Annotated in this window: 13 protein-coding genes; 9 read left to right on the top strand and 4 right to left on the bottom strand. The window is 63.4% G+C overall.

The window, feature by feature from the left end:
* Positions 1 to 78 precede the first annotated feature (78 nt).
* The 5 genes from Q0L25_RS02010 (at position 79) to Q0L25_RS01990 (ending at position 4,600) form a co-directional block, all read left to right on the top strand.
* Positions 79 to 744 carry a hypothetical protein gene (locus Q0L25_RS02010; protein WP_296611244.1) on the top strand — a complete coding sequence of 222 codons (666 nt, stop codon included), beginning with the start codon at positions 79 to 81 and terminating at the stop codon, positions 742 to 744.
* Between the two features lie 66 nt (positions 745 to 810).
* A complete protein-coding gene (locus Q0L25_RS02005) occupies positions 811 to 1,668 on the top strand; it encodes a MoxR family ATPase (RefSeq protein WP_296611409.1) in 858 nt (285 codons plus the stop codon).
* A gap of 197 nt (positions 1,669 to 1,865) precedes the next feature.
* Positions 1,866 to 2,741, top strand: a complete 876-nt coding sequence (locus tag Q0L25_RS02000; RefSeq protein ID WP_296611243.1) for a DUF817 domain-containing protein — start codon at positions 1,866 to 1,868, stop codon at positions 2,739 to 2,741.
* A gap of 50 nt (positions 2,742 to 2,791) precedes the next feature.
* The gene (locus Q0L25_RS01995) at positions 2,792 to 3,361 is read left to right on the top strand and encodes a CHAP domain-containing protein (protein WP_296611242.1); all 570 of its coding nucleotides are present in this window, start codon (positions 2,792 to 2,794) and stop codon (positions 3,359 to 3,361) included.
* 60 nt (positions 3,362 to 3,421) lie between these two features.
* Positions 3,422 to 4,600 (top strand): VWA domain-containing protein, encoded by a 1,179-nt coding sequence (locus Q0L25_RS01990; protein WP_296611241.1) that lies wholly within the window; start codon positions 3,422 to 3,424, stop codon positions 4,598 to 4,600.
* A 26-nt stretch (positions 4,601 to 4,626) separates the two neighbouring features.
* On the opposite strand, the gene Q0L25_RS01985 is transcribed toward Q0L25_RS01990, so the two are convergent.
* From Q0L25_RS01985 to Q0L25_RS01975, 3 genes are all read right to left on the bottom strand, one after another.
* Positions 4,627 to 4,839 (bottom strand): hypothetical protein, encoded by a 213-nt coding sequence (locus tag Q0L25_RS01985; RefSeq protein WP_296611240.1) that lies wholly within the window; start codon positions 4,837 to 4,839, stop codon positions 4,627 to 4,629.
* A gap of 72 nt (positions 4,840 to 4,911) precedes the next feature.
* Positions 4,912 to 6,108 (bottom strand): DUF1343 domain-containing protein, encoded by a 1,197-nt coding sequence (locus Q0L25_RS01980; protein ID WP_296611239.1) that lies wholly within the window; start codon positions 6,106 to 6,108, stop codon positions 4,912 to 4,914.
* On the bottom strand, positions 6,105 to 6,725 hold the full coding sequence (locus Q0L25_RS01975) for a DOMON-like domain-containing protein (protein ID WP_296611238.1): 621 nt from the start codon (positions 6,723 to 6,725) through the stop codon (positions 6,105 to 6,107). The genes Q0L25_RS01980 and Q0L25_RS01975 overlap by 4 nt, the downstream gene beginning before the upstream one ends.
* A gap of 48 nt (positions 6,726 to 6,773) precedes the next feature.
* On the opposite strand from Q0L25_RS01975, the gene rimO reads away from it, so the two are divergent.
* A complete protein-coding gene (rimO, locus tag Q0L25_RS01970; RefSeq protein ID WP_296611237.1) occupies positions 6,774 to 8,102 on the top strand; it encodes a 30S ribosomal protein S12 methylthiotransferase RimO in 1,329 nt (442 codons plus the stop codon).
* An 84-nt stretch (positions 8,103 to 8,186) separates the two neighbouring features.
* A complete protein-coding gene (locus tag Q0L25_RS01965; RefSeq protein WP_296611236.1) occupies positions 8,187 to 9,188 on the top strand; it encodes a hypothetical protein in 1,002 nt (333 codons plus the stop codon).
* Here Q0L25_RS01965 and Q0L25_RS01960 read toward each other — a convergent pair.
* Complete coding sequence (locus tag Q0L25_RS01960; RefSeq protein WP_296611408.1) at positions 9,185 to 10,009, bottom strand: LysR family transcriptional regulator; 825 nt, start codon at positions 10,007 to 10,009, stop codon at positions 9,185 to 9,187. The genes Q0L25_RS01965 and Q0L25_RS01960 overlap by 4 nt on opposite strands.
* A 103-nt stretch (positions 10,010 to 10,112) precedes the next feature.
* Here Q0L25_RS01960 and Q0L25_RS01955 point away from each other — a divergent pair, with 103 nt between their 5' ends.
* Entirely contained in the window at positions 10,113 to 10,772 is a 660-nt protein-coding gene (locus Q0L25_RS01955) for a hypothetical protein (protein ID WP_296611235.1), read from the top strand.
* A gap of 59 nt (positions 10,773 to 10,831) precedes the next feature.
* The gene (locus Q0L25_RS01950) at positions 10,832 to 12,235 is read left to right on the top strand and encodes a serine hydrolase (protein WP_296611234.1); all 1,404 of its coding nucleotides are present in this window, start codon (positions 10,832 to 10,834) and stop codon (positions 12,233 to 12,235) included.
* The last annotated feature ends 15 nt before the right edge of the window (positions 12,236 to 12,250 follow it).

The raw sequence follows: 12,250 nt of genomic DNA, 5'->3' as shown, positions 1-12,250 counted from the left end.
CATAAACCGCGTCTTTACGTGGTTCGGTATATCCCTTTGCCCCAGAGTGCGCGGAGTCACATTGGACATCGGGGAACCATGTCAGTCGAAACACTATCATTTGATCGCCGCGGTGGCGGCTGGAGCGTGCTCGCGGCGCTCGCCGATGCCGATGGCAGCGCACGCCACCCGTTCATCCGCGCCATGTGCGCGCCGGGTGCTCCGACGCGCGACCTCGCTGACGCGATCCACCTGCTATGCGCCCTGCACGGGCGCCATCCAGGCGTGATCGATCATGCGGTCGGCCATGGGCACAGCCAGACGGCGCAGCCGTGGCTGGAAGCGGCGTGCGAGGCGTTCGCCGACGAACGCGCCTTGCTCGCACGTCTCACCGCAGCGGCGGGACCAATCCCCTCCACTCCGGGCCAGGCCGAATCGGAAGCCGCGGTCAACGCGCAGCGCCACGCGCTCGACATGCTGGCGCAGTCCGATCGCGCCGGGTGCGCGGTGGGTGCGTCGATCGCATTGGTCCTCGACTGGCACGCGGTACGCGCGCTGATGGGTGCCGCCGCCGATCGCGCCGGCTTCGCGCCGCTGCCGTCGAACCTGCCGATCGACGCCGAGACGCAGACGATCGCTGTGACACTGGCTGCCGAGGCGCCGGTCGAGCGCGCGATGAGCTTTGGCGCGCAACAGCTGCTCGCCCAGCATCGCGCGCTGTGGGACCTGGCCGAAGCCCGCAAGAGCGCGCGCGACCGCGGCTGAGCTTGCCTTTCTCGTCGGACCCGCCCTAAGCAAACCCGAGTTTCGAAAAATTCGGGGACAGTGATGATTCGCTTCGAAGGCACCCAGAGCTATGTCGCGACCGAGGACCTGAAGGTCGCGGTCAACGCGGCGGTGACTCTTCGCCGTCCATTGCTGGTCAAGGGCGAGCCCGGCACCGGCAAGACGGTGCTCGCCTATGAGATCGCGAAGGCGGTCGATGCGCCGCTCATCGAGTGGAACGTCAAGTCGACGACCAAGGCACAGCAGGGCCTGTACGAATATGACGCGGTCGCTCGCCTGCGCGACGGCCAGCTTGGCGACGAGCGCGTCCACGACATTTCCAACTATATCCGCAAGGGAAAGCTCTGGGAGGCGTTCACCTCGCCCCAGGTCCCCGTGCTGCTGATCGACGAGATCGACAAGGCTGACATCGAATTCCCCAACGACCTGCTCCAGGAACTCGATCGCATGGAATTCCATGTCTACGAGACCAAGGAGACGGTGCGGGCGGCCGAACGGCCAATCGTCGTCATTACCTCGAACAACGAAAAGGAATTGCCCGACGCGTTCCTGCGCCGCTGTTTCTTCCACTATATCAAATTCCCCGACCGCGACACGATGCAGGCGATCGTCGATGTCCACTTCCCCGGGATCCAGAAGATCCTGGTGTCGAAGGCGATGGACATTTTCTACGACGTCCGCGACGTGCCCGGTCTCAAGAAGAAACCGTCGACCAGCGAATTGCTCGACTGGCTGAAGCTGCTGCTTCACGAGGACATGCCGCTCGACGTGCTGCAAAATCGCGACCCGACCAAGGCGATTCCGCCGCTCCACGGCGCGCTGCTCAAGAACGAGCAGGACGTGATGCTGTTCGAACGGCTGGCCTTCATGGCCAAGCGCCAGCAGGGCGGCGGTCCGCGCTGAGGGCGCGTTTACGGCACATCTAACACATCTGATTCTTCAGCCGGGCTCGTCCCGGCGTCCGCTATGCCACTTGGCTCGACTTTAGAGCGTCATGCTCCCCGCGTGCGGCGCGGTGGACGCCGGCACAAGGCCGGCGTGACGCTGAATTCCTCCGCGAGACCACTTGAGATACCGTCCTACGCTGGCATGACGCGTCGATGAGCGACACTTCCCAGCAACGAGGCGCCACCCGTTTCGCCCGCGTTCGCGCGCGGCTCGAGGCGGCGCAGCCGACCAGCGGGTGGCGGTCGTGGGTCTACGAATTCCTGCTGTTCGGGTTCAAGCAAGGTTGGGCCTGCCTGTTCGGCGCCTTGATGCTTGCGCTGCTGCTTGGAACCCACTTCTTTTACCCCGATCATATCTGGCTCGCTCGCAACGACTTCCTGACGCTAGCTGCTGTCGTAATCCAGGTCGGCATGCTCGCCTTCCGGCTGGAAAATTGGGAGGAGGCCAAGGTTATCCTCGCGTTCCATGTCACGGGCACCATCATGGAACAGTTCAAGACGCGCGCGGGATCGTGGAATTATGACGCAGGCGGCGTACTTCATATCGGACTTGTACCGCTCTATTCGGGCTTCATGTACGCCGCGGTCGGCAGCTATATCGCCCGGATTTGGCGGATCTTCGACATCCACATGACGCACTGGCCGGCACGCTGGCAGCTTATCGCGCTCGCCACGGCTATCTACGTCAACTTCTTTGCGCACCATTGGCTGCCCGACATACGCTGGCTGCTGTTCGCCGTGATCGTGCTGATGTTCTGGCGGTCGCGTTTCTTTTTCACGCCGTTCCGCCAGGAACGCTGGATGCCGATCCTGCTCGGCTTCTTCCTGGTCGCGCTCTTCATATGGTTTGCCGAGAATATCGGCACGTTCGCGCATGCCTGGTCCTACCCCAATCAGCGCCATGGCTGGGCAATGGTGAGTGCCGCCAAGCTCGGCTCCTGGTATCTGCTGATGATCATCTCCGTAGTGATGGTGTCGCTGATTCATCATGACGCAGGCGAAACAAATATACGGTCACCGGCGGATTAACCCCGTCCGCCAACCATCCGGTCAGGCAACCGTCCTTATGGCGGTCCGGCATGAGGAGATATCCCCCCCATCTCCGCGTGCCGGCGGCTGCTCTTGCCCTGTTGGCGGGCGTAGCCGCCCCAGCGCGCGCCGGGACATTGCTCGACTATGTCGGGCAGTGCGTGCCGTTCGCACGAGCGGCATCCGGCATCCGGATCTATGGCGATGCCTGGACCTGGTGGGATCAAGCCGAGGGCCGATATCGCCGCGGCCAGATCCCGCGCGCTGGAGCGGTGGTTGTCTTCCGCAAGACCGCGCGGCTGCCGCTCGGCCATGTGGCGGTGATCAGCCGCGTGATCGACAGCCGGGTGGCGATGGTCACGCACGCTAATTGGTCGCGGATGAATGGCGAGCGCGGACATGCCGAACAGGATGTCACGCTGACCGATGTCAGCCCCGATAACGATTGGAGCGAAGTCCGCGTCTGGTATCGGGATGCCGAGGGCCTGGGATCGACCACCTTCCCCGTTTATGGGTTTATCTATCCTGTCGCGACCGACGGCGAGAAAGTGAAAGCGGCGCCGGAATTAACCGGCCGAGACCCGGATTATGTCGGTGCGCTGATCGACGCCTATCGCTGAAATCTGGCCGCCGCCGCGGGGCTATTGAGTACCGCACTCGGGGTGCGTAAGACCATACCCATGTTTCTGAACTTCCTCGACGAGCTTCGCGCCGCCGGCATTCCCGCGAGCATGAAGGAGCATCTCATCCTCCTCGAAGCGCTCGACAAGAACGTGATCGATCGCACGCCCGAGGATTTCTATTATCTCAGTCGCGCGGTCTATGTGAAAGACGAGGGCCTGCTCGACCGCTTCGATCAGGTCTTTGCCAAGGTCTTCAAGGGGATCGCCACGACCTATGGCGCCCAGCCGGCGGAAATCCCCGCCGACTGGCTGAAGGCAATCGCCGAGAAATATCTGTCGCCCGAGGAGATGGAGCAGATCAAGTCGCTCGGCTCGTGGGACGAGATCATGGAAACGCTCAAGAAGCGCCTGGAGGAACAGGAAAAGCGCCATCAGGGCGGCAACAAATGGATCGGCACCGGCGGCACCAGTCCGTACGGCAATTCAGGCTACAATCCCGAAGGCGTGCGGATCGGCGGCGAATCCAAGCACGGTCGCGCGATCAAGGTGTGGGACCAGCGCGAGTTCAAGAATCTCGACAGCACACGCGAACTCGGCACGCGCAACATCAAGATCGCGCTCCGCCGCTTGCGCCGCTTCGCCCGCGAAGGCTCCGCCGACGAACTCGATCTCGACGCGACGATCGAAGGCACCGCGCGCCAGGGCTGGCTCGATATCCATATGCGGCCCGAGCGGCACAATGCGGTCAAATTGCTGCTGTTCCTCGACGTCGGCGGATCGATGGATCCGTGGGTCAAGCTATGCGAGGAATTGTTCTCGGCGGCGACGTCCGAATTCAAGAACATGGAGTTCTTCTACTTCCACAACTGCCCCTATGAAGGCGTGTGGAAGGACAATCGCCGCCGCTTTACCGAGCGCATGCCGACCTGGGACGTGCTGCACAAATTCGGCCACGATTATAAATTGGTGATCGTCGGCGACGGATCGATGAGTCCGTACGAGATCACGCATCCGGGCGGTTCGGTCGAGCATTTCAACGAAGAATCGGGCGCGGTGTGGATGCATCGGCTCACCACCACCTATCCCGCTGCCGTGTGGCTCAACCCGATCAAGGAAGAGCAATGGGGCTATTCGCAATCGATCAAGATCGTCCGCGAGCTGATGAACGACCGCATGTACCCGCTGGCGCTCGCAGGATTGGATGACGCCATGCGTGAGCTGACGCGCAAGCGGTAAGGCCGAGGCCTATAAGAAGTCGAACTTCAGCACGCCTCAAGCTGCGTGAGTTTTTCCTGAAACTTCTCGGCGAGTTCCAGCCGCCGCGCGCGCGCTTCCGCGGTCACCGCGTTCTTCGCGGCGATGCGCTCCTGCGCGACCCGGCGCGCATAAAAACGAATATCTGATTCCATTGGTGCGATCCCGATCCCCGCGATTCGGTTATCCACAAACCATGTCATGCTGATGACGCGATGCACCCGTTTTGGGATCAAAGGGGAGCGACTCGCGATAGAATGCGGTTTTGAGGGCGTTTTCGGCCTATCCGATGGTCAATAGAGCAGGTGCGGGCGCCGCGCTTCGGCCCAGACTGCCTCATCGGGAACGGTGAGCGAATCGAGATCGCCCGGCAGCGCCGCCGCATCGTCGACCCATTCGCGCAGATCGGGACCGCCGTTGATGACGTCGATCGCCAGTTTGTCGAAGACATATTCATACGCGAAATCGCGCCAGAGATCGTAATCGCCGTACAGCGTACGGATCGCCTTGAATGCCAGCGCTTGTACCCGCCACGGGCGGAACACCTCATGATCATAGGCCGGGCCCTCGGCGTGGATGAACACGCCGTTGCACAAGTGGCCGACATGCTTGTGGAAAGTCGGCTGAAACCAGAGATCGCGCAGCGTGCAGCCGTCGAGCCATTGCGGAGCGATCCGGCGCATTTCGGCGATGACCGCGCGCGCATCTATATCCGGCGCTCCAAATAGTTCGAGGGGGCGTGTCGTCCCGCGTCCCTCGCTCAAGTTCGTGCCTTCAAGCATCACTGTCCCGGCATAAGCGCGCGCCATATTGACGTTGGCGGCGTTGGGGCTGGGATTGATCCAGGGCCGTTCGGGCGGCCAACCGAAACCGGCGGCGGCATCAGGTTTCCAGCCCTCCATCGCGATCACCCGATAGTCGACGTCGAGCTTGTAATGGTCGATGAACCAGTGGCCCATCTCGCCCAGGGTCATGCCGTGCCGCATCGGCATCGGCCCAGCGCCGACGAAACTTTCCCAGCCCGGCCGCAGGGTCAGTCCCTCGATCGGGCGGCCCGCGGGATTGGGGCGATCGAGCACCCATACCGACTTGCCATGCTCCGCCGCGGCTTCGAGCACGTAGAGCAATGTCGTGACGAAGGTGTAGATGCGGCACCCGACATCCTGCAAGTCGATCAGGATCGTGTCGAACGTCCCCATCGACTGGCCGGTCGGGCGGCGCACCTCTCCGTACAGACTGAACACCGGCATGCCGTACGTGGGATCGGTGAAGTCGGGCGACTCCATCATATTGTCCTGCAGGTCGCCACGCACGCCGTGCTGCGGCCCGAATACGGCGGAGACGTTGAGGCCCGCCGCGACCAAAGCGTCGAGCGAATGCGTCAGGTCCGCGGTGACCGAGGCGGGGTGCGCGAGCAAGGCCACGCGCTTACCGTCTAGCGGTTTCCTGAGCTCTGGGTCGGCGAGCAGCCGGTCGATACCGAATTTCATGGATGCTGGGGTGCCGCGACACGCGCAGCAAAGCAATCCGCGTTGTGGAAATCTGGTTTACCCGGCGGATGGTGTATGGCCCAATAGGATTTGCTTCCATCGACGGCTTCGATCACCGCCGACAGGCCCAGCCGCCATTCGCGTCGGTCGCCGAGTTCAGGCAGCACAGCGTGCATTTCCAACCTGCCCTCACCGGGAGTCCAGTGCCCGTATGTCTGTATGTCGTCGATGTTGCGCATTCCGGCGCGATAATCATCGAAACGATACGCCGCCCATTTCATCGACGGCGCAAAATTGAGTTCGCAATAGCTCGGTTCGTCGACGAATCCGACAAACGCTTCGAAACAGCTATGCTGCCAAAGTCCGTCGGCGCGGCCGGCATCGCCGTCGAATTCGGGCCAGATCACATCGTCCAGCGTTCCTTCGACGTGAAATCGCACCGACAGCTTGCCTCCATGGCCCCTGCCGGCATCGACCGAGATGCTGGTAACGGCGATGCTCGGAAAATCGGGATGAGGAAAAAGAATCAGGTCGGACATGGCTTCCCGGCAGGTTCCTAACGTCCGGTTTTCCGTCCGACCGAAGCCACACGCAAGAGCGGACCGCAGCGCGGCCACGCCAGACTGGTAAAATTGCGACGAAGCGCCTATGTGCGCCCCCTTCCAATGGCTACCACACTCCCCTCCCCGCCCCGCGTGGGCATGGTCTCGCTCGGCTGTCCCAAGAACCTGGTCGATAGCGAGCGCATCCTGACCAAGCTGCGCAGCGACGGCTATCAGATGTCGCCCGACTATGCCGGCGCGGACGTCGTGCTGGTCAACACCTGCGGCTTTCTCGATTCCGCCAAGGAGGAAAGCCTGGAGGCGATCGGTGAGGCGATTGCCGAGAATGGCCGCGTCATCGTGACCGGCTGCATGGGCAAGGAAGCCGAGGTCATCCGAGACCGCTTCCCCGCCGTGCTCGCGATCACCGGCGCGCACGAATATGAGCAAGTCGTTGGAGCGGTGCACGAGGCGGCGCCGATGCCGCCCAACGCCTTTCTCAACCTGGTGCCCGAAAGCGGACTCAAGCTCACCCCGCGCCATTACAGCTATCTGAAGATCTCCGAGGGTTGCAACCATCGCTGCGCCTTCTGCATCATCCCGAGCCTGCGCGGCGGTCTGGCCAGCCGGCGACCGGATGCGATCCTGCGCGAGGCGGAGAAACTGGTCGAGGCGGGAACCAAGGAATTGCTCGTCATCAGCCAGGACACCTCGGCTTACGGCGTCGACATCAAGCACCATCCGCGCATGTGGCACGGGCAGGAAGTCCGCGCGCACATGACCGACCTGGCGCGCGAGCTTGGCAAGATCGCGCCCTGGGTGCGGCTGCATTACGTCTACCCCTACCCCCATGTCGATCAGGTCATTCCGCTGATGGCCGAGGGGTTGGTGCTGCCCTATCTCGACATCCCGTTCCAGCATGCCAGCCGCAACGTGCTCAAGCTGATGCGCCGCCCGGCAAATGAGGCTAAAGTGCTGGAGCGGATCAAGTCGTGGCGCGCGGTCGCCCCCGACATCGCGATCCGCTCGACTTTCGTCGTCGGCTTTCCCGGCGAGACCGAGGAGGATTTCGAGTATCTGCTCGATTGGCTGGACGAGGCCCAGCTCGATCGCGTCGGCGCCTTCCGCTTCGAGCCGGTCGAGGGCGCCGCCGCCAACGCCCTGCCCAATCCGGTGCCCGAAGAGGTCAAGGAAGAGCGCTACGCCCGGATCATGGAAAAGACCGCGGCGATCAGCGCGGCCAAGCTCGCCGCCAAGGTCGGTCGCACTCTGCCGGTGATCATCGACGCGGTCGATGAGGATGGCGGTGCCACTGGCCGCAGCCAAGCCGACGCACCCGAGATCGACGGTGAGGTGTTCCTGCGCGATGCCGGACATCTCGCGGTCGGCGATATCACCCCGGTACTGATCGAGGACGCCGATGAGCACGATCTTTACGGCGTGCCCGCCTGATTTGTCGGGTATGTCGGGCTGATCTGTCCCGATCTCGGACAGGGCTATTGCCAGACGCGCCGCGCCGCCTAACAGAGTCGCGTAATGAAGGTTGGGGCGATCCTGTTGGGGCTGGTCGCGGCGCTGATCGCGCCCATCGCATCGGCGCAAGTGGTGTCTGCGCCGCTGCAGAAGATCGTCACGCCGGTCGACCCGATGACGATGGGTACCGACGACTTCATACGCCTCGCCAGTCCGGCGATCTGGGACGGGCTGTCGGTCAACCGCATCGAATTTCGCGAGGATCGCGCCTTCTGGCGGCTCTACCGCATCGTCAATTTGCGCCATCCCGACGGGCCGTTGTGGTTCGTGCCGCACGACAACGAGAATGCCGCATTCCAGGCAGCGGTATTCGCGGTGCGGTCGTATGGCGGCGTGGTGATCGCGATCGAGGAAGCTCGTTCGATCGATGGGCCGGACAGCCGGATGAATCCCGACGTCGCTTATGGCCGGTCGATCGATCCCAACCGCAACTTTCGCGATGACACGCCCAATTATGCTGCGACCGTCCTGGCGGATCTGGGCGCTCCGCCGCGACTTATCGTGGCTCTCCATACCAATGAGGCTGGCTATGACGCCTCGGAATCGACCTGCACGCCACCCAATGCCGGCTATACCGGCAAGGGCGAGATTTCCGTCCTCCTCTGCAACGACCTCTATTCGCCGCGTCCATCGATCAGCGCCGCCTGGCCGTTCGACGATACCGACAGCGTCGCCATCGTCTCCTATCTCGGCGACCGCAGCCCGGCGAGCGGCTTCTGCGCGCGGCCGCTCTCCGATGCCGACATGAACATCATGTTCGAGCATGTCGTACAGAGCGACGGATCGCTGTCCAACTACGCTTTGTTCCGCGGCCTGCCCTATGTGAATCTGGAGACCCAGGATCGTGGCACCGATCCGATCGGACTTGGTGATGCGCGATCGCGGCTGCTCGCAATGATCGGCACGGTGATGAGGCGTTGCGCGCCGATCCAGGGCATCGCGCTACGGCCACCAGCTCCGCCGGTCCGCACGCAGCCTTCCGCCAAGCGCAAGAAGCATCGTTAAGCGAGCAATTCGCGGATCGTCGCAGCCTCGGGCGAAGCCAGCGCTCCGCCGATCCCGCAGAGGTAGAGCGTATTGGGAGCCCGTCCCGCGCTTGCGGGCTCAAGCCCGGCGGCGAGGCAGGCGTCGAGCGGAGCGATCGTCGCCCCCCGTCCGGCGCGGACGCTGATCAGGGCTTCTTCCAGTTCGGTGCAATGGTCGTGACGGATCAGCGACTTGGGCTGGCGGCCGAACACGCGGTCGAACCAATGACCGAAGACATAGTCATATTCGTCATAGGTGACGAAGCGCAGCCGCTCGATCGTATCGAGACTGCCGACATCACCGACAGCGCCCACCAGCACGGCGTCTTCGCCGGCAAGCTCAACCGATTCGACCGGCACCGCAGTCACCGCGCGATACGTGACGGCCAGGTCGATCTCCCCTGCCAGCAACGCTGCGAGCAGATCGTCGTGCGACCCGGTGCGAAACAGAATCGGCCGGGCGCCCGGCATCGTTGCGAACAGATGCGGCGCGAGCCGGTAGCGGCCGAAGCCGGTCACCGCACCGATCCTGAGCGGCGTGACGAACCCGTCGTCGCGATTGAGATAGACGCGCACCCGGTCGATTTCGTCGAGCGCGCGGCCGATCGTATCGAACAACACCCGTCCTTGCGGCGTCAACCGAAGCGAGCGGCCCGATCGCTCCATCAGCGCCACCCCGACATCGCGCTCGAACCGGCGGAGGTCGGCATGGACCGCGGGCGCCGACTTGCCGATAGCGCGTGCCGCCGCGGCGATCCCGCCGGCGCGCGCAACCGCGTGGAATATCGCCGCCCGTCGCAGATCCGCACCCTCGAACAGTCCGGTTCACCTAACGATTATCTCCTGTCTTTCGAATTACGGAATTATCGATGCGAGTCTAGATTGCGAGCGAAGGAGAAATCCGATGCTTGTCCGAACGTTGCTCGCCTGTCTGCCGATCGCCATTCCCGCCGTCGCGGCCGCACAATCGGGCGGCACCGCGCATCTCTATGCCTATACGGTGAAGGATCGGGCAGCGTTCGAAGCCGGCTATCGCCAGCATCTGCGCTGGCATGCGGCTCATGACGACAAGCTCGCCTGGTTCGCCTGGTACGTGACGTACGGCGATCGCGCGGGCGCGTTTGTCGATGGCACGTTCGGGACGACACCCGACGGTCTTGCGGGCCGCCCCGATCCCAAGGGCGACGGTGCCGACTTCCGGATCAATGCAGGACCCTATGTTTCCGCGATCGGCAACGAAGGTTGGGAATTGTGGTGCGAAGCGAGCCGCGCGACGCCACTCGAACAGCGGCGACCGGAGGCGTATGCGCACGTCTATATGATCGCCGCGGAGGATAAGGCCGCCTTCGAGGCCGCAATCGCCGCGCGACCGTTGCGAGGCGCAACTTGGTATCGCGGCCTCGACGGGGCGCCGGGACGCTATCTGCTGATGCTCCCGGCGCGGTCACGCGGTGCTCCGCGACCTTTGTCGCTGAGCGGCGGCCCGGTGCGCACGCTCCGCGCCGAGACCTGGCGGTACGTACCGCGCCTGGCGCTCATGCCAGGCGCATCGCTGGTCCGCTGATTGCGCGCGGCGAATGGCGGCTTATAGCGAGCGGGCCATTCTTTCGGAGCCGCCCGCCGATGCGCATACTGCCGCTTGCCCTGCTTCTCGTTGCCACCCCTGCCCTCGCGCAGGACCTGACCCCGGCCGAAACCGCCAAGGTCGACGCGATCGTCACTGACACCTTGGCGCGCAACGGCGTGCCATCGGCATCGATCGCCATCGTGCGCGACGGCAAGATCGTGTTCACCAAGGCCTATGGCAAGCAATCCGAGACGATCACGACGCCGCGTAGCGACGCGCCATATCAGATCGCGTCGATCTCCAAGCAATTCACCGCCGCCGCGATCCTGATGCTGGAGGATGAGGGCAAGCTCAGCCTCGACGACACTGTCGCCAAATGGGTGCCCGGCATCACCGACGGCGACAAGATCACTATCCGCCAGTTGCTCAGCCATACGTCGGGCCTGCAGGATTATTGGCCGCAGGATTACAGCTTCGCGGCGATGGAAAAGCCGGTCACGCCGCAGCAGATCATCGACCGCTGGGCCAAGAAGCCGCTCGATTTCGCGCCTGGCACGCAATGGCAATATTCGAACACCGGCTATGTCGTCGCCGGTGTGATCGTCGAGAAAGCGGCCGGCAAACCGCTGCTCGCCTATTTGCAGGACAAGGTATTCAAGCCGCTCGGCATGAAGGTGATCGACCAGGATCTGGCCGTCGGCAAAGGCTTTCCGCAGGGCTATCACCGCTATGCGCTCGGCCCCGTTCGGGTAGAGAAGCCGGCGGCGCGGGGCTGGTTGTTCGCGGCGGGTGAACTCGCCATGTCGGCCAGCGACCTCGCCAAATGGGATATCGCGCGACTGAACCGCAGCGTGATGCCGGCGGACGACTGGCAGGTTCAGGAGACTCCGATCCTGCTGACCAGCGGCAAGTCGACCAATTACGGCCTGGGGGTCTTCACGGGCACCGCCAAGGGGCATCGTTACGTCGAACATACCGGCGAGGCGGTCGGCTTTCTGTCCGAGAATATTGTCTATCCCGATGACAAAGCGGCCGTCGTGGTGCTGGTCAATTCGGACTTTTCCGACGCCTTTACCGGCATTGCGAGCCAGATTTCCGAGCTGATACTCCCGCCGGCCAGCGGGCCTGCCGCCGGCGGCGATGCCGAGACAGCGAAGACCGCGCAGGCGCGTGCAATTTTCGATCAATTGCGCACAGGCAAACTCGATCGGGCAACGATGACCGAGGATGCCAATTACTATTTCGACGCCACCGCGGTCGGCGACTATCGCGACAGCTTGGGCAAGCTCGGTGACCCGGCATCGTTTACCCTGACGCGGCCCGCACGGCTGCGAGGCGGCTTCGTCAACCGCAACTACACCGTCACGTACCCGAACGGCACCAAGCTGTCGGTGGTGACCTATGCCGAACCCGAAGGCGCCGGACGCTACGAACAGTTCATCGTGATGCCGGCCAATTGAGCCGCGTTTCTCCGA

Source organism: Sphingomonas sp., from assembly GCF_024508665.1.
Taxonomy (GTDB): Bacteria; Pseudomonadota; Alphaproteobacteria; order Sphingomonadales; family Sphingomonadaceae; genus Sphingomonas.
The sequence above is the reverse complement of the archived record's forward strand: the minus strand, read 5'-3'. Positions and strand labels throughout refer to the sequence as shown.

Bases quoted from the DNA above. Each gene is read 5' to 3' on its own strand.
- Q0L25_RS02000 (WP_296611243.1), top strand. From the start codon at position 1,866: ATGAGCGACACTTCCCAGCAACGAGGCGCCACCCGTTTCGCCCGCGTT.
- Q0L25_RS01950 (WP_296611234.1), top strand. From the start codon at position 10,832: ATGCGCATACTGCCGCTTGCCCTGCTTCTCGTTGCCACCCCTGCCCTC.
- Q0L25_RS01995 (WP_296611242.1), top strand. From the start codon at position 2,792: ATGAGGAGATATCCCCCCCATCTCCGCGTGCCGGCGGCTGCTCTTGCC.
- Q0L25_RS01965 (WP_296611236.1), top strand. From the start codon at position 8,187: ATGAAGGTTGGGGCGATCCTGTTGGGGCTGGTCGCGGCGCTGATCGCG.
- rimO (WP_296611237.1), top strand. From the start codon at position 6,774: ATGGCTACCACACTCCCCTCCCCGCCCCGCGTGGGCATGGTCTCGCTC.
- Q0L25_RS01955 (WP_296611235.1), top strand. From the start codon at position 10,113: ATGCTTGTCCGAACGTTGCTCGCCTGTCTGCCGATCGCCATTCCCGCC.
- Q0L25_RS01980 (WP_296611239.1), bottom strand. From the start codon at position 6,108: ATGAAATTCGGTATCGACCGGCTGCTCGCCGACCCAGAGCTCAGGAAA.
- Q0L25_RS02010 (WP_296611244.1), top strand. From the start codon at position 79: ATGTCAGTCGAAACACTATCATTTGATCGCCGCGGTGGCGGCTGGAGC.
- Q0L25_RS01990 (WP_296611241.1), top strand. From the start codon at position 3,422: ATGTTTCTGAACTTCCTCGACGAGCTTCGCGCCGCCGGCATTCCCGCG.